Origin of the sequence: Actinoplanes rectilineatus, assembly GCF_000962825.1 — a bacterium.
In the GTDB taxonomy this organism is placed as follows: Bacteria; Actinomycetota; Actinomycetes; order Mycobacteriales; family Micromonosporaceae; genus Actinoplanes; species Actinoplanes rectilineatus.
Genome location: NZ_JZKF01000025.1, coordinates 59498 through 80132 on the forward strand (window position 1 = coordinate 59498; position 20635 = coordinate 80132).

The following is a 20635-nucleotide window of genomic DNA, read 5'->3' on the forward strand; positions in this document are numbered from 1 at the left end:
CGCAGTGAGGATCGCTCCGGCGTCCCATCTCTCGTTAGCGTGACGTAGGACACACGCTCTGCTGACGGAGGAGGACTCATGGCTGAGCCGGAGCATCCGCGAACCGATAGAAGTCCCTGGAACTGGCTGCTCGTGGTGCCGATCGTGGTGCCGCTGCTGACCCCGCTGTACAACTTCGACGAACCGCGACTGGGCGGGTTTCCGCTCTTCTACTGGCTGCAGTTCGCGTTCATCCTCCTCGGCGTCACGACGACGACCGTCGTCTACCAGATGACCAAGCGAGGCCGTCGTGGGTGACCACATCGTCGAGATCTCGGTCTTCGCCTTCCTGTTCCTGCTGGTCAGCGTGATGGGTTTCATCGCGTCGCGGTGGCGGGCCCCGCAGGACATGGCACACCTGGACGAGTGGGGGCTGGGCGGCCGCAGCTTCGGCGGCTGGATCACCTGGTTCCTGGTGGGTGGCGACCTGTACACGGCGTACACCTTCGTCGCCGTACCCGCGCTGATCTTCGGTGCCGGCGCCGCGGGGTTCTTCGCGGTGCCCTACACGGTGGTCATCTACCCGATCTTCTTCCTGATCCTGATCCGGCTCTGGTCGGTGTCGCACCGGCACGGGTTCGTCACGCCGGCCGACTTCGTACGCACCCGGTTCGACTCGCCGACGCTGGCGCTGCTGATCGCGATCACCGGCATCACCGCGACGATGCCCTACATCGCGCTGCAGCTGATCGGCATCGAGGCGGTCCTCAAGACGATGGGGATGACCGGGGAGAGCGCGTTCGCCCGGCACCTGCCGATCATCGTGGCGTTCGCGATCCTGGCGGCGTACACCTACCAGTCGGGTCTGCGGGCGCCGGCGCTGATCGCGTTCGTCAAGGACACCCTGATCTACCTGGTGATCATCGTGGCGGTGCTGTGGTTGCCCTCCCAGTTGGGCGGCTGGAGTGCGATCTTCGACGCCGCGGACGCGAAGTTCCAGGCGTCACCGGCACCCGGGGACGGGATCATCCTCAACGCCAACAATCAGATCCAGTACTTCACGCTGGCACTCGGGTCGGCGCTGGCGCTGTTCCTCTACCCGCACAGCATCACCGGGGTGCTGGCCAGCAAGAACCGTAACGTCATCAAACGGAACATGTCGGCGCTTCCGGCGTACAGTCTCCTGCTCGGCCTGATCGCCCTGCTCGGCTACATGGCCATCGCGGCCGGGGTGAAGCCCCTGCCCGGGGCGAAGCCCGGCAGTGTGGACGGCAACACCGTCGTGCCGCTGCTGTTCGACATGCACTTCCCGGCCTGGTTCGCCGGAGTGGCGTTCGCCGCGATCGGCATCGGCGCCCTGGTCCCGGCCGCGATCATGTCGATCGCCGCGGCCAACCTGTTCACCCGCAACATCTACAAGGAGTACCTGCGGCGCGACGCCACCCCGGCCCAGGAGGCGACCGTTGCGAAGGTCACCTCGCTGGTGGTCAAGCTGGGCGCGGTGGCCTGCATCATCTTCCTCGATCCGCAGTTCTCCATCGACCTGCAGCTGATCGGCGGCGTGATCATCCTGCAGACCGCGCCGTCGGTGATGGTCGGCCTCTTCACCCGGTGGCTGCACCGGGGCGGGCTGATCGCCGGCTGGGTGGCCGGGATGGGCCTCGGTTTCTGGATGCTCTGGCAGATCCCGAACGCGGTGACCGGCCGGGCACACTTCGGCGGGTCGGCCTTCTCGCTCGCCGAATTCGGCTTCGACACCACCCGGACGGTGTACGCCGGATTCGTCGCGGTCCTGGTCAACCTGCTCGTGGCGGTGATCGTCTCGGTGGCGCTGCGGGCGGCGGGCACGCCGGAGGGGACCGACGGCACGAAGCCGGACGACTACTTCGCCGACGCCGACGACCCGCGGATCGACCGCGACCTCAGGCTCGACGTAGCGGAAGGTGCCAAATAGGCAGGTCGGACCGGTAGGACAGCTCTTCCGGCGATCGGTGGCCGGCCTCGTCCCGCAACCAGATGACGAGGTCGGTCGCCAGCTCCGCGTAGTCCGCGCCCCGGGCCGGCCAGGCCAGGACCCGGGTCGTGCCGCCGATCGTGACGGTCAGCCGGTCGGCCGCCTGACTGAGTACCAGGTCGTCGGTCAGCCACACCACGGTCCCGGCGGGCAGCGAGGCGGCCGCGTCAGCGAGCCCCGCCTCCAGATCCGCCCAGGTGGGCGCGCTTTCCAGATCAACGACGTTCCTCGGGTACGCCGTGCGTCGCGGTCCCGGCCGCAACCAGAGGTCGAGGGCACCCGGCTTGTCGACCACCTCGAGCACCCCGGAGGCCACCGGCCAGCCGGCGCTCGGATCCGGTCCGGGATGCGGCGTCGCGGGCGGTCCGAGCAGCCCGGTCACCACGTCGACCGCGGCGGCGAACGCGTCCCGGCGGGCCAGCACCGGCGCCGGGGTGGGCCGGGCCACCAGGCTCAGCCAGACCGCGGTGACCTCGTCGCCGAACAGGAACGCGCCGGCACCCGCGCCGAAGTCGCAACTGACGTTCCCCTCGGACGGGGCGCGGTAGGTTCGCCCGGCGGCGACGACCAGCCGCTCGAGATCCTGGAGCGACCAGTTCCAGCGCATCGCGGCGAGCGCCGGGACGGTGTGCGCGAGCGCTTCGATCACGGTTGTCATTCTCGCGTACCGGTGAGATCCGATCCCCCAGGGGCCATAGAGCCCAAGAACGCGAAAAATGCGTATAAAGGCCTTCAGGTCCGGTAGCGTCGTTTTTCGGCGCCGACCACGGCCTTCCCCGCCTCGGTCTTTTGGAGTCAAACCCTGATGACCCTGACGCAGCAGTTCGCCACCGAATACGCCAAAGGTGCGGTGCCCGGCATGCTCCGGGCCATCCGCACCAGCAAACGCGCCAACCAGCTGATCCTGCTCGGCGCGCTCGGTGCCAGCTACCTCCACCAGGCCCACTACCTGGCCAGTCTCGGCGCCGGCATGTTCGCCTGGATCGTGCCCGGCGTCTTCGACCTGGCCATGCTCTCCATGCTGACCATCGCCGGCACCGCGGGCATGGCCGCCGACGCCAAACGCGCCGCCATGAAGATCCTCGCCGTCGTCGTGGTCATCTCGGCTGCGGTCAACTTCGCCGCACCCGGCCCCCTCGGCCTGCGGATCATCTTCGCCCTGGTGGTCGGCCTGGTGGCCGGCGTCGAATGGGTGGCCGCGAAGATCCGCCCGGACTTCGCCGCGATCGAGGCCCGCGAGGTCGAGGTGATCGCCGAGGTGAGCGCCCCGATCCGCAAACTCGACCCGGAGGTGGCCCGCGAACGAGCCGCCAAGGCAGCCGCCACCCGCAAGGCCAACGAGGCCGCGAAGCTCGCCGAGGACGAGGCCCGGGCTCGAGCCGAGGCCGCCCAGGCCCGAGCGGCCAGGGCCGCGGAAAGAGCGAGGGTGCGCACCGAGAAGGACGCCCGCGAACAGGCCGAACTCGAGCAGATGTTGGACGGGGTTCAGCCGCATCCGGTGCTGGCCGGCCAGCACCGGGCCGACTGAGTAGGCAAGCATCTGGCTTTCGCGGCCGACTTTCGGTGGCGATCAGTCGATATGATTGCCGGCGAGATGCTGCGCTGAGCCGGCCCCTCGGGTCGGCCTGGTTCTTGCTCTGCATGATCGGTGCGTACTGCTTGACCTACTACGCCCAGGTGGGCCACGTGAGTGTGTCCAACGCCGGGAGGGAGGCGCGCATGAGGGGACCCAAGGCAAGTGTGAGCGTCGTGCTGAATGTCAGTGCCGCTGTCCTGGTGAACTTTGCAGCAGCAGAGGCGGGCTGAGCGCAGCATCTCATCACCGCCAGATCGACCGCGGCCCGGCCTGTTGGTCAGGTGCGGGTTTCCGCTGGAGGGAGTGTGTATTTGGATGTGGTGATCTCGCGTACGTGAAAGTACGCATGCACCGCAGCTGTGGACCATTCGGCTGGATTACCCCCTGCGGATCCTTTTCCAGGGGTGAACCGGGCCTCCTGGGGTCATCAAATGACGCCTGATGTTGCCCGCGGCCGACCATCAATGCCTGTGCGCAAGATGAGGTCAGCACCGTTTCGGCGCCTCTGGCCTGGGGGGCGATGGACGAGTCGGCCTGTACGCCGGATTCTGTCCCGGAGGCCGAAGCCTCCATGGGCGGCCATCCATCTCGGCCTGCCGTTGCCGACAGGCTCATGCAGCCTACCCGCAGGCTCGGGCGAGCAGCCCTCGAACGCCTGCGCCGGCCACCGCCTCGCGGCTGTGGCCTTGCTTGGCCTTGCTCCGGGTGGGGTTTACCGAGCCACCCCGGTCGCCCGGGGTGCTGGTGAGCTCTTACCTCACCGTTTCACCCTTACCGGCGCCGCGCCGTGGCGCGTGCCGGCGGTCTGTTCTCTGTGGCACTGTCCCGCGGGTCGCCCCGGGTTGCCGTTAACAACCACCCTGCTCTGCGGAGTCCGGACGTTCCTCGGCGATGCTTTGAGGGCACCGACGCGGCCGCCCAACCGGCTCGTCCATCGCGTCCGCCATCGTAGCCGAGCCTCGGCGCGGCCCGCCGACCAGCGTCATCAGCAGGTCGTGGGCGTCTTCGTCGCCGAGGCCGTGGAGGCTGCGGCAGGACATCCGGCGCAGTTCGGGCGGCGGTCCGGTGTCGTCGAGTCCTAGAATGATCACCTGGTCGGTGAGGGTGGCGAGGGCTTTCCAGTCGGGTCCGGCGCCGTGGTGTTCGGCGGAGAGCAGGAGCAGCACCGGTTCCGGGCCGGATCGCGCGTGGACCAGCCGATCCGCGAATCCGGCGTCGGCGGGGTGGAGCCGGACGTCGTGGCCGGCGGCCCGCAGCTCGACGGCGATCCACTGTGCCCAGGGGTGATCGGGGGGTGCGTAGGACACGAGGATGGGCACGTCCCCAGCATGCCGGACGACTCTCCACAGTGCTCGCCCATCCGTCGACGGGTGTCGCTGAATTCCTGTGACAATGTCGTCCGTTGACGTGCAACTTGCACAACTCATAGTGTCGACCCAGTGACTACGGGTGGACTCTAGTGAAAACGGGGCGACCTGGTCACGAGTCATATGCTGACAAAGCATCCGAATCCGAGGAGCGCTCGATGACTGTCACGATCGGGATCAACGGACTCGGGCGGATCGGCCGAAGCTTGACTCGGATCGTGGCGGCCGCGCCCAACCCGGGTGTCGAGATCGTCGCGGTCAACGACCTCGCCTCCACCGAGAAACTGGCGTACGGCCTGCGCCGCGACAGCATCCGCGGCGCCTTCCCCGGGACGGTCTCCTCCCGCGGCGACCAACTGGTGGTGAACGATCGCACCATTCGGGCGTTCCACCACGAGCGTCCCGAGCGGATCCCGTGGGCCGAGGAGGGCGTCGACGTCGTCATCGAGGCCACCGGGCGTTTCCGGGCCGGCACCGCGGCACGCAGCCACATCACCCACGGCGGCGCCCGCAAGGTGGTGATCAGCGCCTCCGCCGACGACCCGGACGCGTTCCTGGTCTACGGCGCCAACCACCTCAGCTACGACCCGGACCTGCACGACGTGGTCTCGCCCGCCTCCTGCGGCGTCAACGCGCTCACCGTGATGGCGAAGGTGCTGCTCGACCGGTTCGGCCTCAGCTCGGTCAACACCTCGGTGATGCTCGCCGCCCAAGGTTGGCAGCGGGTGCAGGACTCGCTGGTCGGCAATTCCCGGGAGGACCCGCGGCTGGGCCGGGCCGTCGGGGAGAGCATCGTCCCGCACAACTACGTGGTCGGTGACCTGGTCCGGGTGGCGCTGCCGGAGATCGGCGAGATGCGCTACAGCTACTACTGCGTGCCCACGCCGGTCGGTTCGCTCGCCGAGCTGTCCGGGCAGACCCGCCGGCCGGTCACCATCGAGGAGGTCAACCGGGCGATGGCCGAGGCCGCGGCGGGCCCGCTGCGCGGGGTGCTGGCGTACGACCCGGACCCCACGGTCTCCATCGACGTCAAGAACAACTCGGCGTCCTGCCTGTTCGACCCGTCCGGCACGCAGACCACCGCGTCCGGCGGGGTGAAGGTGCGCGGCTGGTTCGACAACGAGTGGGGCTTCTCCAACCGGCTGCTCGACCTGGCACGACTGGTCGGCGAGCGACTGCCGGTGCCGTCCAGCCGGATGAACTGGAGCGTCGTCGAGGACCTAGTCTCGAACCAATGATCAACACTTCTGACGTACGGGATGCCGCCCGGCGCCTCGAGGGGCGGCTCCGGCGTACCCCCGTGTTCGCCACCGCGCCGGACCGGTGGTTCAAGCTCGAATATCTCCAGCACGCCGGGTCGTTCAAGACCCGCGGCATGTTCAACCAGGTGCTCGCCGGCGTCGAGCGGGGCGCCGTCCCGGCCGCGGGCATCGTGGCCGCCTCCGGGGGCAACGCCGGGCTGGCCGCCGCGTACACCGCCCGCGAGCTGGGGATCACCGCCGAGGTGTACGTGCCGGTCACCGCACCCGCCGTGAAGGTGGCCAAACTCGGCAAGCTGGGCGCCCGGGTGGTGCAGGCCGGTGGCGAGTACGCCGAGGCGTACGCCGCCGCGACCGTCCGCGCCGAGCAGACCGGTGCGCTGTTCTGTCACGCGTACGACGACCCGGCCATGGTCGCGGGCAACGGGACCATCGGGCTGGAACTGGCCGAGCAACTGCCGGACGGCTTCGACACCGTGCTCGTCGCGGTCGGTGGCGGCGGGCTGATCGCCGGGGTGATCGCGGCGCTGCGGGACCGGGCGCGGATCGTCGCCGTGGAACCGGCGACCTCGCGGGCTCTGGGGGCGGCGCTGGCGGCGGGCGGACCGGTGGACGTGCCGGTCTCCGGGGTGGCGGCCGACTCGCTGGGGGCCCGTCGGTCCGGGCGGATCGCGTACGAGATGGCAGCCGACGCCGGAATCACCTCGGTGCTGGTCGAGGACACCGCGATCGTCGAGGCCCGCCGGCGCCTGTGGGACGAGCACCGGATCGTGGTCGAGCACGGCACCGCGGCCGCGCAGGCGGCCCTGATCTCCGGCGTCTACCGTCCGGAACCGGGGGAGCGGGTCGTCGTCCTGCTCTGCGGCGCCAACTCCGACCCGGCCGATCTGGCCTGAACCGCCCTCGTGGGACCGTCCGGTCGGCCAGTCTCAGGAAATGGCCGACGACAACGACGGGCAGATCAGCTCGGTACGCCAGTTCCGGCGCTTCGCCACGGTGGTGTGCGCCATCGGTGTGCTGGTCCAGCTTCTGCTGACCACCTATTACCTGGGCATGGGGCACAAGGCGGCGCCGCATCATCTGCCGGTCGGGCTGGTCTCCGCCTCCGGCGAGCAGAAGGCCAGGGTCACCGCGATGCTGGAGGACGGCGGTTCCTTCAAGGTGTCCGGGTACGGCGATGCGGCCGCCCTGACCACGGCGATCCGGGAACGGGACGTCTACGGCGGCGTGGACCTGACCGGGGACGCGCCGATGCTGTACGTGGCCAGTGCTGCCGGCACCGCGGCGGCGACCCTGCTGAAGAGCACCTACGCGACGGTCATGCGGCAGCAGAAGACCGCGCAACTGGCCGCGCTGACGACGGCCACGGTGCCGGTGACCGAGGCCCAGGCGCTGGTGGCGGCCGATGCGATGACCGACGTGGTGCCGCTGCCCGCGGACGACGTCAACGGGGCGTCGCTGGGTTTCCTCACCCAGGCGCTGTCACTGGGCGGCACGATCGCCTCGATGGGACTGGGCCGGCTCATTCCGCGTACCCGCAGAAGCTGGAAGCGTGGCGTCGCACATCTCACCACGCTGATCCTCTATGCGATCGGTTCCGCGGCGGTGGTGCTGTGGTCGATGAGCTGGTTCGGTGTCGGAGCCGACGCGAACCGGTGGGAGATGCTCGGCATCTTCTCGCTGATCTCGCTGGCGGTGACCGGGTCGACGGCCGGCGCGGTCGCCCTGATCGGCCCGGCCGGCGCGCTGGTCGGCGCGTTCTACTTCACCGTCGGCACGGTCATCTCCGGGGCCAGCATCCTGCCGGAGTTCCTGCCCGACTTCGGCCGGCGTCTCGGCGAGAACCTGCCGACCGGCGCCGGGGTGCAGGCCGTCCGCGACGACCTGTACTTCCCGGATGCCGCGATCGGCGGGCATCTGCTGATCCTCTCGCTGTACGCGGTCATCGGCTCGCTCCTCATCCTGATCACCAATTTCCTGCCCAACCGGAGCGACGCCACATCGGAGGTTGATCTCAAGATCACCGGCAAGTGAACCGGGAAGCACTCTCGGTCCGTACTTGACTTGAAATATCAAGTGCAGGGAGAGGGCATGCCGGTTCGTACTCGCGTCACCGTTCCGCTCGAGTTCGCCGACGGTTGGGGAACCACCGCGGAGGTCATCACGTTCACCGGCCTGGCGGACGGCAAGGAGCACCTGGCGCTCGCTCTCGGGAACGTCACCGGGGTGCCGCTGGTCCGGATGCACTCCGAGTGCATGACCGGGGACGTCTTCGGTTCACAGCGCTGCGACTGCGGCCCGCAGCTGCGCGAGGCCGTCGAGGAGATCGCCACCGCCGGTGGGTACCTCCTCTACCTGCGGCAGGAGGGCCGGGGGATCGGCCTGTACGCCAAGTTGGACGCGTACGCGCTGCAGGACCTGGGGATGGACACCTACGAGGCGAACCGGGCACTCGGTCACGCCGACGACGAGCGGGACTACACCGCGGCCGGGCAGATGCTGGAGGCGCTCGGTGTCACCGAGGTGGACCTGCTGACCAACAACCCGGACAAGTCCCGTCAACTGCGCGACCTGGGCGTCGGCGTCCGGTCGGTGCGGGCCACCGGGGTGCACGCGTCCCCGGCGAACGTCCGCTACCTGCAGGCCAAGGTCGCGCACACGCAGCACACGATCGACCTGCCCGCGGCCTCCTGAGATCCGCCCTCAGCCCGGTCGGCCGGTTGCCGAACGGGAGGACGTGGGCATCGAGGCAGTGACGTCACGCATGGCGGAGATCCAGACCCGGATCCTGTCGTTGCAGCAGCCGCCACCGGTTGCGGCTCCTCCTGTTCCGGCGAAGGAGCCGCAACCGGTCACGGCCTTCGCCGAGCAGTTGCGGAAAGCGGTGGAGCAACCCAGGACCACCGCCCGCCTCGACGGCCGTGGCATCCCGGTGGATCTGGCCGGGTTCGGCAACGGCCGGATCCCGGCGGACGCCCTGAGCCGGGTCGGTGACACCCGCCACCTGCTCTGGGACCCGGCCGCCCGGTCGTTGACGGCGCTGATCGAGGCGGCCCGCGCGGACGGGGTCACGATCGGGGTCAACAGCGGCTATCGCTCGTACGACGAACAGGCTCATCTGGTCCGCACCAAGGGTCTCTACTCCCGGGGTGGGCTGGCGGCCCGCCCGGGCACCAGCGAGCACGGCTGGGGGATGGCCGCCGACCTGCACCTGAACCGGCAGGCGTTGTCCTGGATGCGGCAGAACGCCGGGGCGTACGGCTTCGTGGAGAACGTCCCCCGCGAATCCTGGCACTGGGCCTACAAGCCCTCTCTCTAGGCCCGGCAGATGATCTCGCCGTGGGTCAGGGCGAGCCAGCCGTCCTCGTCGGAGGACCAGCGCCGCCACCCGTCCGAGATCCGCTGCAGGTCGGCGTCGGTGGCTCCGGCCCTCCGTGCGCCGCCGGCCATCTCCGACTGCAGGATCCGGTCCGCCCACATGCCGCCCCACCACCGGCGTTCCTCGCCGGTGAAGCACCACACGCTCGCCGTCGCGGTCACGTCGGTGAACCCGGCTGCCCGCGCCCACGCGTAGAGCCGCCGTCCCGCGTCCGGCTCGCCGCCGTTGGCCCGCGCCACCCTCTGGTAGAGCGCCAGCCACTCGTCGAGCTCCGGCACCACCGGGAACCAGGTGAACGTGGCGTAGTCGCTGTCGCGCGCCGCCACCACCCCGCCCGGTTTGGTGACCCGCCGCATCTCGCGCAGCGCCGTGACCGGGTCGGTCACGTGCTGCAGCACCTGATGGGCGTGCACCACGTCGAAGGAGTCGTCCGGCAGGTCGAGCGCGTGCACGTCGCCGACCAGGAAGTCCACGTTCGTCAGGCCCTGCCGGCCGATCTCCTCGCGGGCCAGGCCGAGCGCGGCCTCGTGGTGTTCCAGGGCGGTGACGCGACCCGGTGTGAGACGCGTCGCCAGGTCCGCGGTGATGGTCCCGGGACCGCATCCGACGTCCAGGAGGGAATTTCCGGAGGAAAGATGCGGCAGCAGGTATGCCGCCGAATTCTCTGCGGTGCGCCAGCGGTGTGAGCGCAAGACCGACTCGTGGTGTCCATGGGTGTAGGTCGCCATGCCCTCGAAGCTAGCCCCATTGTCCCCCAATGTGAGACACCTTTCCCGCATCGTGGGCAATGAGATTTCTCCCCGCGCAGTTCAGGCCGTAGTTTGGTGTCCATGAGGATCGGTATCGTGGGCGCCACGGGACAGGTCGGTGGCGTCATGCGCCGCATCCTGGCCGAACGCCAGTTTCCCGTCAGTGAGCTCCGGCTCTTCGCCTCCGCGCGCAGCGCGGGCCGCACCATCGGCTGGGGCGACGGCGAGGTGACCGTCGAGGACGCGGCCACGGCCGACTACCGCGGTCTGGACATCGTCCTGTTCTCCGCGGGCAAGGGCAGCTCCAAGGAGTATGCCCCGCGCGTCGCCGAGGCCGGTGCCGTCGTGGTGGACAACTCGTCCGCCTACCGGATGGACCCGGACGTCCCGCTCGTCGTCGCCGAGGTCAACCCGGACGCCGCGCGGAACCGTCCGAAGGGCATCATCGCCAACCCGAACTGCACCACCATGGCCGCCATGCCGGTGCTGCGCCCGCTGCACGACGAGGCCGGCCTGGTCTCCTTCGTCGCCACCACCTACCAGGCCGTCGGTGGTGCCGGCCTGGCCGGCGTCGCCGAGCTCGACGAGCAGATCAAGAAGGTCGCCGACCGGGCCACCGAGCTGACCCACGACGGTTCCGCGGTCGAGTTCCCCGAATCCAAGGTCTTCCCCCGGCCGATCGCCTTCAACGTGGTCCCGCAGGCGGGCTCCTTCGTCGACGACGGCAGCTTCGAGACCGACGAGGAGCAGAAGCTCCGCAACGAAAGCCGCAAGATCCTCGATCTGCCCGGCCTGCTGGTCTCCGGCACCTGCGTCCGCGTCCCGGTCTTCACCGGCCACTCGATCCAGGTCAACGCCCGCTTCACCCGTGCGCTCAGCCCGGCGCGCGCGCAGGAGCTGCTGGCGAACGCCCCCGGCGTCGAGCTCTCCGATGTGCCCACCCCGCTGCAGGCCGCCGGCCGGGACCCGTCCTACGTGGGCAGGTTCCGCGTCGACCCCACCGCGGAGAACGGCCTGGCCTTCTTCATCTCCAACGACAACCTCCGCAAGGGTGCCGCCCTCAACGCGGTCCAGGTCGCCGAGTTGGTCGCCGCCGAACTCCGCTGACCACACCTGCGTCACGCCCCGGCCGATTCCAGGCCGGGGCGTTTCTCTTGCGCTTGTCTTTCTTGTACGACCTGATGGTCCCCCACCGCAACCACACCGCCCGGACCGGCCGCCACCACGTGCGGTGGGCAAGGCCGTAGGGCCCGCGCCGGGCTGCGCTGCATGGTCACCCGCCAAGCCGTCCACTACCGCGCAGTCTCACGCCGGGTGACTGTCTCATCCGGTTCCACAGTGGAAAATTGTGGACTTTTTGCCCGAATCGGTAGCGCTTGGCCGGTTTTAGCGGCACAGTGATGGAATGAACGACAGTGGGCTCGGCGAGGCACTCTATTTCTGGTGCCTCCGCGATCGTCGGGTGGAGAGCGGGGACGACGTGTGTCCCGCCCAATTCCGGCTCGGTCCCTACACCACGGCTGAAGACGCGACGCGGGCACTCGAGACCGTCGAGAAGCGCAATGCCGAATGGGATGCCGAGGACGCCCGCTGGACAGGGGAAGCCGGCTGACGCCCGGTTCCGGCCACGCGTCCAAGCCGGAACCGGGCAACTCCAGGCGCAGACGTGCCCGCAGTCATTCGCAAGGAGGAACACCTCGATGCCCGCTGCCACCAAGAAGGCCGCGACCAGGCCCGCCGTCTCCGGCGCGGCCGCACCCCGCCGCACGGCGGCAGCGTCGCCGGCCCGTACGGTCGCACCCAAGCCCACCACCAGGGCCGCCGCCGCTGCGAAGCCGGCCGCGTCCCGAACCACCGCGCCGAAGCCGGCAGCCACCAGGGCTGCGGTCACCAAGAAGGCAGCTGCCGCCAAGCCCGTGGCGGCCAAGTCGGCGGCGAAGGCTCCGGTGAAGGCTCCGGTTGTCAAACGGCCGGTGAAGGCCGCTGCCAAGCCCGCGGCCAAGCCTGTCGCCAAGCCCGCCGCCAAGCCCGCCGCCAAGTCGGCTTCCTCCAAGGCCGCCATCGTGAAGCCCCGGACTCCGGCCGGCTCTCCCGCGAAGGCCGCCAGAACGGGCCGACTCGTGCCCGCGCAGCAGTCGAAGACGACGGCCACCAAGGTCACGGCACCGAAGAAGGCGGCTTCCAAGACCGCCACTCCGTCGAAGACCGCGGTCACCAAGAAGTCAGCAGCGAAGGCCACGGTCACCAAGAAGCCGACGGTGACGGCGAAGCCCGCTGTCGCGAAGAAGCCCGCTATCGCGAAGAAGGCCACCGTCGCGAAGGCCGCCGGGAAATCCACTCCGGTCGCCAAGAACGTCACCCCGAAGCAACCCACCCGCACGTCCCCGAAAGCCGCCCAGCCCGGAACCGCCCGTGGTTCCCGGTCGGCCACGGCGATCCCGGCGGCCCGTTCCCAGAGCGGTGGCACCTCGACCCGCCGCACCGGCAACGGTGACGGCATCCTCGCCCTCGTCGGCGGCCGTTCCCGGTCCGCGACGCCGAAGCCGGCCGTCGCCGCTCCCCGCCGCGCCCCGGGCCGCCGCTCAGCAGCCGCCGCCCTCGCCCAGGCACAGATCACCGCGTCGACCGGCGACGGGCAGAACCCGCAGGAGCCGATCGCTCTGCCGAGCGGCCCCGTCCACGAGAACACCACCGGGCCCGGCAGCTCACTGGACCGCCCGTTCGAGGTCGCCTGGATGCCCCCGCGGTCGGACCCGTCCGGCCCGGACACGACCGGCTCGGAACCGTACCGCTCCGACCCGTACGACCCGGATGCGAACGGTTCGGACGGCACCGGTGCCGACCCGGACGGTGCCGACGAGAACGACGCGGACCAGTACGACGTGGACCCGACCGGCTCAGACCCGAACGGTGACCTGCGCAACGCGGACCGGCACCCCGGCGACGACCCGGCCAACGCCTCCGACCAGGACCAGGACTCCGACCAGTGGGGTGCGAACCGTCCCGACCTGGAAGTCCTCGGCGACGACGAGGACACCGACGGCACCACGGTTCCCGGGCCGATCCTGGCCCAGCCGCGGCCGGACGACCCCACGCAGGCCGTCGACCAGGAGGGTTCGCGCCGTCTGCCGCCCGGAACCATCGCCACCCCCGACGAGGTGAGCCGAGCCGGTGCCGCGGCGCTGGCCTCCTACGCGGCGGGCGCCCCGATCGTGCGCCGGTTCGGCGTGGAACCCCGCGAGAGTTCCGAGACGATCGACGGCGACCTGGCGCCCGAGTACGACGAGGACGAACCGGTTCGCGCGATCGGCGTCGCCAAGGTGGCCCCGGTGATCGACGAGGACGTCGAGTTCGCCCCCGGCGTCGCCGAGGTCCTGGAGATCGACGTCGTGGGCGGTCACGGTTTCGAGGACGACGAGACCCACCCCGCGGCCCGGACCACGGCCGCCCGTCGTGCCGCAGCCCGCGGCGAGGGCACCGGCGGCACCCGCATGTTCGGCACCGGCACGACCATCGGCGGGGCGTCCACCGCCCCGTCGTCCGACGACGAGTTCGACGACGACGACGTCGACGCCGAACCCGCGCGTCCGGCCGGCCGCCGTCGTCCCCGCGCGTCCGGCGCGGTTGCGAAGCCGTCCCGTACGGCGTCTCCGAAGAAGACCACCGGTTCGACGGCCCGGACCACCGGCACCGCCGCGACGAAGAGCATCACCAAGCCCGCGGCGACCAGGTCCACAGGCGCGAAGTCCGTGGCGTCGAAGCCCGCAGCCTCGAAGTCGGCAGCGTCGAAGTCCACCGGGTCGAAGGCCACCGCGTCGAAGGTCGCTGGGTCGAAGGTCGCTGGGTCGAAGGCGACCGCCGCGAAGAAGGCCGCGACCAAGGTCACGGCCACGAAGGCGACGGCAGCCAAGAAGACAGCCGCAAAGGTCACCGCCTCGAAGGCGGCTCCTGCGTCCAAGGCCACCGCGTCCAAGGCCACCGGGACGAAGGCAGCGGCAGCGAAGGCGACAGTCACGAAGGCCGCCGCCGGTAAGGCGGCAGCGACCAAGGCGACCGCGGCCAAGTCCACAGCCACCAAGATCGCAGCGTCCAAGGCTACGTCGAAGAAGGCCGCGCCCAAGGCGACCCCGGCCAAGACGACCCCGGCCAAGACGACCCCGGCCAAGACGACCACCGCGAAGAAGGCCGTCGCCAAGGCGACACCGGCCAAGAACGCCACGAAGGCCACCGCGAAGGTCACCACGGCGAAGAAGACCGCTGCCAAGTCCGTCACGCCCAAGAAGGCCGCGACCAAGGCCACCGCAGCCAAGACCGCGGTTTCCAAGGCTGCTGCCTCCAAAGCCACACCGGCAAGGGGCACTGCGGGCAAGGCAACTGCGGGCAAGGCAACGGCGGCGAAGACCACCAAGGCAACGGCGGCCAAATCCACGGCGGCCAAGACGACGGCGAGCAAAGCGACGGCGACCAAGGCGGCCGGAGTCAAAGCGACGGCGGCCAAGTCGACCGGAACCAAGGCAACCGGAACCAAGGCCACAGCCGCCAAGAGGCCCGAAACCAAGGCCACGGTGGCGAAGTCGACCGGGGCCAAGACTGTCGGTTCCCAAGCCACCAAGGCCCAGGCAAAGTCCCGTCCCGCCGCGAAGTCGACCTCCACCAAGTCGACGGCAGCGAAGTCGGCCGCCACCAAGTCGACGGCGGCCAAGTCGACTGCTGCCAAGTCGACTGCTGCCAAGTCGACTGCTGCCAAGTCGACTGCTGCCAAGTCGACGGGGGCTAAGGCTGCAGCCGCTAAATCGACCGCTACGAAGGCGACCGCTACGAAGGCCGCTGTGGGGAAGGCCGCGAACGCCAAGGGAAGCACCACCCGAGGCGCCACCGGCAAGGCGGCCAACAAGGCGTCGTCCACCACTTCGACCCGGTCGACTGGTAACACCGCCAAGCCGAGCCGCGTGACCCGTACCTCGGCCGCCAACAGTTCGGCCTCAGGCCGGGCGCAGACCGCAACGCGGAGTACCCGAAACACCGCCAAGGCCGCTCCGACCAAGGCGACCCGTACCGCAGCCCGTTCCCGCTAGACACCTTCGCAGTCAGGGTCTGCCTCTGTGGTGATTTCGGGCGCTCAGCGCGCCCGTATTCACCACAGCCACAACAGCGTGGTGATTTCGGGCGTCCAGCGCGCCCGTATTCACCACAGCCACAACAGCGTGGTGATTTCGGGCGTCCAGCGCGCCCCAATTCACCACACCACCAGGGGTGTGGTGAATTGGGGCGTCGAGCGCGCCCGAAATCACCACACGGATGGGCTTCGCACCCTGACCACGAAACGTGTCTAGCCGACCGGCTCCACCCGTACTATCCGATCCTGCGAGCGGCTTGACCGGTGTTCTCGGTTGCTCGCGAGTATTCGATACAGCGTTGGGCCTCAGCCGGATCCACTCGGTTGATGCCCAACGCTTGTTCCACGGCTCTGCTGTCCAGTGCTGCCGCACAGCCTGACACCGCAGAGCTCGGGATTTCGGGTGCGTTCACCCTCCTACGGGGTGCGGGACGGCGGGAAGTGTCGGTGGGGCCTGGTAGGAATGGGCCGTGCCGATGAAAAGGGTGGTGGCGCCGCAGATCGACTTCTCGGTGCTGCGGAGAGAACTACGGCTGCCGGACGAGTTCCCGGCGGCGGTGCTCGCTGAGGCGGGGGAGTCCGCGCGGGACACGCCGCTGCCCGAGGCGGATCTGACGGAGGTGCCGTTCCTGACGGTCGATCCGGCCGGGTCCCAGGACCTCGACCAGGCGATGCATCTGAGCCGGCGGGACGGCGGCGGTTACCGGATTCGTTATGCGATCGCTGACGTGTTCGCCTACGTCCGCCCGGGCAGCCTGGTCGAGGCGGAGAGCTGGGTGCGCGGCCAGACGATCTATCTGCCGGACGGCCGGGTCCCGCTGCACCCACCGGTGCTCAGCGAGGGCGCGGTGAGCCTGCTTCCGGACGTGGTCCGGGCCGCTGTCGTCTGGACGATCGACCTGGACGCCGTCGGCGAGACGGTGGGTGTCGCACTGGGCCGGGCCCGGATCCGGAGCCGGGCCAAACTCGACTACGCAGGCGTGCAGCAGCAGATCGACGCCGGCACAGCCCCCGACGAGCTGCTCCTGCTGCCCGAGATCGGCACGATCCTGGCCGAGCGAGCCGCCGACCGTGGCGCGGTCAATCTGCCTCTGCCCGAGCAGGATGTCGAACGCGACGGTGACGGCTGGCGCCTGGTGTTGCGCGCGTCCCTGCCGATCGAGGAGCACAACGCCCAGATCTCCCTGCTGACCGGCATGGCCGCCGCCCAGATCATGCTCGCCGGCGGCATAGGCCTGCTCCGCACCATGCCCGCCCCCAAACCGGAGGCCGTCGCCACCTTGCGTGCCGCCGCCGAGTCCCTGGACGTCCCGTGGCCCCCGGGAGCCTTAGTCGGCGCAGTCGTATCCTCGGTCGACCCGGCCAGTCCTCGCGGCGCCGCGTTCCTGGACCAGGCAGCCGACCTGTTGAGGGGCGCCGCCTACACAGCCTTCGGCACCACCTCCGAACCATCGTCCCCGGCAGTCCCGCCAAAGTCGGCAACGCCGGCTTCAGCTGCTCCGGCTTCAGCTGCTCCGGCTTCAGCCGCTCCGGCTTCAGCCGCGCCAGAGATATCGGCATCAGCAGCCCCGAACGCGGTGAGCATCGCTCCGGAAAGCCCAGTCTCGACGAACGCAGATGCCGGAAATGCTGCTCCTGGGAACGCTGGTCCTGAAAGCGCTCGTCCTGAAAGCGCTCGTCCTGAAAGCGCTCGTCCTGAAAGTGCTCGTCCCGGGGACACCGGGCCTGGGCGCTCGCCTTTTGAAGGCGCTGGGCCGGGGAGTGGCGGCGGGTTGCCCGCTGAGGTGGGCCATGGTGGGGTGGGGGCGCCCTACGCGCATGTGACGGCTCCGTTGCGGCGCCTCGCGGACCGGTATGCGACCGAGGCCTGTCTGGCTCTGTTCGAGGGACGCCCGGTTCCGGACGACGTGCGGGAGGCGCTGGGACGGTTGCCGAAGACGATGGCGACCACCGACCGGGTGGCGGGAGCGGCCGACCGCGGTGCGATCGATCTGGCCGAGGCGGTGGTGCTGGAACACCGGGTGGGGGAGACCTTCGAGGTGGCCGTATTGGACCGCGACGAGGGCAACAGCAAGCGCCCACCCGGTGGGACGGTGGCCCTGGACGATCCCGCGGTCCGCGCCAAGTGCGCCGGCGACCTGCCACTGGGCCGCCGGATCCCGGCACGCCTCACCGCCGCCGACCCGTCAACCCGAACCGTCCGCTTCGAGCGGCTCTGATCTCCGGCCGTCCGTCCTGAATCGACCGCTCCGAGCGGCCTTCGAGCGGCCTTCGAGCGGCCTTCGAGCGGCCTTCGAGCGGCCTTCGAGCGGCCTTCGAGCGGCTCCGAGCGGCTCCGAGCGGCTCCGAGCGGCTCCGAGCGGCTCCGAGCGGCCATCCAGACGCTGGCGCTGGTGGGACGGGGCGGGCTGTGGCTGGGCGGCCCACCCCGTACACCGAGGGAGGGTTTAGAAGGTGTGTTCGGCTGCCGGGAATTCGCCGCCTCGGACTTCGGCGGCGAACTGGCGGGTGGCCTCGGCGAGGGCGCTGTTCAAGTCGGCGTACTGCTTGACGAAGCGGGGCATCCGGCCGGTGCGCAGGCCGGCCATGTCCTGCCAGACCAGCACCTGTGCGTCGGTGTCGGGGCCCGCGCCGATGCCGACGGTGGGGATGGTGAGTTCCTTGGTGATCTGCTTGGAGACTTCGCCGGGGACCATTTCGAGGACCACGGCGAAGGCGCCCGCCTCGGCGACGGCCCGGGCGTCCGCGATGACCTCGGCGGCGTCCTCGTCGCGGCCCTGCACGCGGTAGCCGCCGATGGTGTGTTCGCGCTGCGGGGTGAAGCCGATGTGGGCCATGACGGGAATGCCGGCGCCGGTGATCGCGGCGATCTGCGGGGCTACGCTGCGGCCGCCTTCGAGTTTCACGGCGTGGCAGCCGCTCTCCTTCATGAACCGGACCGCGGTGCGCAGGGCCTGGGTGGGGCCCTCCTCGTAGCTGCCGAACGGCAGGTCACCGACGATCAGCGCGGTGCTCGTGGACCGGACCACCGCCTTGACCAGCGGTAGCAGCTCGTCGACGGTGATCTGCACGGTGGTTTCGTAGCCGTAGACGTTGTTGGCGGCCGAGTCGCCGACCAGCAGGACCGGGATCCCGTTCTGGTCGAAGATCTGCGCCGTGTACATGTCGTAGGCGGTCAGCATCGGCCAGCGGTCGCCGCGAATCTTGGCGTTGAGCAGGTCACGGGTGCGGACGCGGCGGGTTGCTGGGCCACCGTACAAGGTGGGAATCTCCGACATGACGCACTTCTCCCTTCCCTCGAGGCCGCTGAGGTGCGGTCCCCGGGTGTCCGCACATCGTGACACCGGGGACCCCCTGAAAGTCAGGCCTCAGTAAGGGTTTTCACACCCCTTCACGAAACAGGTTGGTAATAGGGAGGCGACGATCGCGGCCGAACGCCTTGCCGGAGATCTTGGTGCCGGGGGCGGCCTGGCGGCGTTTGTACTCCGCGATGTCGATCATGCGAAGGGTCCGGTCGACCAGGGCCGGGTCGTTACCGGCCTCGATCAGCTCGGCCCGGCCCATGTCCTGATCCACGTAGCCGCGGATGATCGGGTCGAGGATCGAGTAGTCCGGGAGCGAGTCCGAGTCCTTCTGGTCCGGGCGCAGTTCGGCGCTCGGTTCCTTGGTGATCGAATTCTCCGGGATCGGCGCGTCCGCCTGGGTGTTGCGCCAGCGGGCCAGTTGCCAGACCATCGTCTTCGGCACGTCCTTGATCGGGTTGTAGCCGCCGACCGAGTCGCCGTAGAGGGTGGAGTAACCGACCGCCAGTTCGCTCTTGTTGCCGGTGGTCAGCACCAGGTGGCCCTCCTGGTTGGAGAGTGCCATCAGGATCACGCCGCGGACCCGGGCCTGCAGGTTCTCCACGGCCAGACCCGACAGTGACATGTTCGCCAGGAAGCCGTCGACCATCGGCTGGATCGGCTGCACCCGGTAGTCCAGGCCGGTGCGTTTGGCCAGGTCGGCGGCGTCGTCCTTGGAGTGCTCCGAGGAGTAGCCGCTGGGCAGTGAGACGCCGACCACGCGTTCCGGGCCGAGGGCGTCGACGGCGATCGCGGCGACGACAGCCGAGTCGATGCCGCCGGAGAGCCCGAAGACGACGCTCCGGAACCGGTTCTTGTCGACATAGTCGCGCAGGCCGACGACCAGGGCGTTCCAGATCTCGGCGTCGTCGGACAGCGGCGGGGCGATCTCACCGCGTACCACATCGGGGTTGTGATCCAGATTTTTGGGGATCTCCACCCGCGTGATGGCCATGTCGTCGGGCCGGTCCTGCTCGACTCGCGGCTTCGCCGCATCGGTCTCGCCGGGGGTGTTCGGCGCCGCGTCCGCCTCCGGCAGATCCAGATCGTGTACGAGCAGAGCCTCCGTGAACTGGCCCGCCCGGCAGAGCAGCTCCCCGCTCGGCGACACGATCATCGAGTCGCCGTCGAAGACCAGCTCGTCCTGCCCGCCGACCATGTTCACGTAGGCGATCGTGGCCCCGGCCTCCGCCGCCCGCCGTTGTACCAGGGGGAGACGGACGTCGTCCTTGTTCGCCTCGTAGGGTGACGCGTTGATGTTGACCACGAGTCCCACGCCGGCCCGCCGCGCCGCGGTGAACGGGCCGCCGGCCTGCCAGATGTCCTCGCAGACGGTCAGTGCCACGTCCACGCCACCGATCCGCACCACGGTCAGCGCGGTGCCCGGCTCGAAGTAGCGGTCCTCGTCGAAGACGCCGTAGTTGGGCAGGTGGTGCTTGTAGTAGGTGGCGGCGACCTCGCCCCGGAACAGCAGCGCGGAGGCGTCCCGCCGTCCGGTGCCCGCCTCGGCGTCCGAGCTGATCGCGGCCGGGCCGTCGGCGTCCACATATCCGACGATCACCGGCAGCTCACCGAGGCCGTCCGCGGCCAGATCGGCGGCGAGACCGCGGAGGGCCTGCTGCGAGGCGGTGACGAACGAGCTGCGGAAGACGAGATCCTCGATGGGATAACCGGTCAGCATCATCTCGGGGAAGGCGACCAGGTGCGCCCCGGCGTCTGCGGCCGTCCGTGACCACCTGCGGATCGAGGCCGCATTGCCGGGTATGTCACCGACTGTCGAGTTCACCTGAGCGAGAGCGATGCGCAGCGTTGGCATGGACCTTATTGTTCCCCAATGCCGCGGTTTCAGTTCCGG

Annotated in this window: 16 protein-coding genes, 1 other RNA gene and 1 pseudogene; 12 read left to right on the top strand and 6 right to left on the bottom strand. The window is 69.6% G+C overall.

The annotated features are described in order from the left end of the window. Positions 1-78 precede the first annotated feature (78 nt). Positions 79-297 carry a DUF3311 domain-containing protein gene (locus WH85_RS20265; protein ID WP_045743492.1) on the top strand — a complete coding sequence of 73 codons (219 nt, stop codon included), beginning with the start codon at positions 79-81 and terminating at the stop codon, positions 295-297. Next, positions 290-1933, top strand: a complete 1644-nt coding sequence (mctP, locus tag WH85_RS20270; protein WP_045743493.1) for a monocarboxylate uptake permease MctP — start codon at positions 290-292, stop codon at positions 1931-1933. The genes WH85_RS20265 and mctP overlap by 8 nt, the downstream gene beginning before the upstream one ends. Here mctP and WH85_RS20275 read toward each other — a convergent pair. Further along, the gene (locus tag WH85_RS20275; protein ID WP_157411105.1) at positions 1902-2642 is read right to left on the bottom strand and encodes a DUF6301 family protein; all 741 of its coding nucleotides are present in this window, start codon (positions 2640-2642) and stop codon (positions 1902-1904) included. The two genes, mctP and WH85_RS20275, sit on opposite strands and share 32 nt — an antisense overlap. 156 nt (positions 2643-2798) lie before the next feature. Here WH85_RS20275 and WH85_RS20280 point away from each other — a divergent pair, with 156 nt between their 5' ends. After that, positions 2799-3521, top strand: a complete 723-nt coding sequence (locus WH85_RS20280) for a hypothetical protein (protein ID WP_045743495.1) — start codon at positions 2799-2801, stop codon at positions 3519-3521. 569 nt (positions 3522-4090) lie between these two features. On the opposite strand, the gene rnpB is transcribed toward WH85_RS20280, so the two are convergent. Both rnpB and WH85_RS54150 read right to left on the bottom strand, forming a co-directional pair. Beyond that, positions 4091-4499: RNase P RNA component class A (rnpB, locus tag WH85_RS47135), an RNA gene on the bottom strand. A gap of 83 nt (positions 4500-4582) precedes the next feature. Beyond that, positions 4583-5074 (bottom strand): annotated as a pseudogene (locus WH85_RS54150) (toll/interleukin-1 receptor domain-containing protein); the annotation flags it as partial. 20 nt (positions 5075-5094) lie between these two features. Here WH85_RS54150 and WH85_RS20290 point away from each other — a divergent pair. The 5 genes from WH85_RS20290 to WH85_RS20310 all read left to right on the top strand — a co-directional run bounded on the left by WH85_RS20290 (position 5095) and on the right by WH85_RS20310 (position 9514). Then, positions 5095-6174 (top strand): type I glyceraldehyde-3-phosphate dehydrogenase, encoded by a 1080-nt coding sequence (locus WH85_RS20290; protein ID WP_045743497.1) that lies wholly within the window; start codon positions 5095-5097, stop codon positions 6172-6174. After that, positions 6171-7091, top strand: a complete 921-nt coding sequence (locus WH85_RS20295) for a threonine/serine dehydratase (RefSeq protein ID WP_045743498.1) — start codon at positions 6171-6173, stop codon at positions 7089-7091. The genes WH85_RS20290 and WH85_RS20295 overlap by 4 nt, the downstream gene beginning before the upstream one ends. A gap of 40 nt (positions 7092-7131) precedes the next feature. Further along, complete coding sequence (locus tag WH85_RS20300) at positions 7132-8229, top strand: ABC transporter permease (RefSeq protein ID WP_045743499.1); 1098 nt, start codon at positions 7132-7134, stop codon at positions 8227-8229. A gap of 57 nt (positions 8230-8286) precedes the next feature. Then, complete coding sequence (locus WH85_RS20305; RefSeq protein WP_045743500.1) at positions 8287-8889, top strand: GTP cyclohydrolase II; 603 nt, start codon at positions 8287-8289, stop codon at positions 8887-8889. Between the two features lie 70 nt (positions 8890-8959). Beyond that, positions 8960-9514 carry a M15 family metallopeptidase gene (locus WH85_RS20310; RefSeq protein WP_245674017.1) on the top strand — a complete coding sequence of 185 codons (555 nt, stop codon included), beginning with the start codon at positions 8960-8962 and terminating at the stop codon, positions 9512-9514. Here the strand turns inward: WH85_RS20310 and WH85_RS20315 are convergent. Further along, positions 9511-10302 (bottom strand): methyltransferase domain-containing protein, encoded by a 792-nt coding sequence (locus tag WH85_RS20315; protein WP_045743502.1) that lies wholly within the window; start codon positions 10300-10302, stop codon positions 9511-9513. The two genes, WH85_RS20310 and WH85_RS20315, sit on opposite strands and share 4 nt — an antisense overlap. A gap of 102 nt (positions 10303-10404) precedes the next feature. Between WH85_RS20315 and WH85_RS20320 the strand changes: the two genes are divergently transcribed. The 4 genes from WH85_RS20320 to WH85_RS48885 all read left to right on the top strand — a co-directional run bounded on the left by WH85_RS20320 (position 10405) and on the right by WH85_RS48885 (position 17658). Continuing rightward, the gene (locus WH85_RS20320) at positions 10405-11430 is read left to right on the top strand and encodes an aspartate-semialdehyde dehydrogenase (protein WP_045743503.1); all 1026 of its coding nucleotides are present in this window, start codon (positions 10405-10407) and stop codon (positions 11428-11430) included. A gap of 298 nt (positions 11431-11728) precedes the next feature. Next, positions 11729-11935, top strand: coding sequence for a hypothetical protein (locus tag WH85_RS20325; protein WP_045743504.1), 207 nt, complete (start codon positions 11729-11731; stop codon positions 11933-11935). 88 nt (positions 11936-12023) lie between these two features. Further along, positions 12024-15398, top strand: a complete 3375-nt coding sequence (locus tag WH85_RS50570; protein WP_052720564.1) for a hypothetical protein — start codon at positions 12024-12026, stop codon at positions 15396-15398. A 517-nt stretch (positions 15399-15915) separates the two neighbouring features. Then, positions 15916-17658: an RNB domain-containing ribonuclease gene (locus WH85_RS48885; RefSeq protein ID WP_211275403.1), complete on the top strand. Its 1743-nt coding sequence runs from the start codon at positions 15916-15918 to the stop codon at positions 17656-17658. Between the two features lie 228 nt (positions 17659-17886). Here the strand turns inward: WH85_RS48885 and panB are convergent, their stop codons facing one another. Together panB and WH85_RS20350 are read right to left on the bottom strand one after the other, a co-directional pair. Beyond that, positions 17887-18717, bottom strand: a complete 831-nt coding sequence (gene panB / locus WH85_RS20345) for a 3-methyl-2-oxobutanoate hydroxymethyltransferase (protein ID WP_045743505.1) — start codon at positions 18715-18717, stop codon at positions 17887-17889. Between the two features lie 103 nt (positions 18718-18820). Continuing rightward, the gene (locus WH85_RS20350; protein ID WP_045743506.1) at positions 18821-20596 is read right to left on the bottom strand and encodes an NAD+ synthase; all 1776 of its coding nucleotides are present in this window, start codon (positions 20594-20596) and stop codon (positions 18821-18823) included. Positions 20597-20635 lie beyond the last annotated feature (39 nt).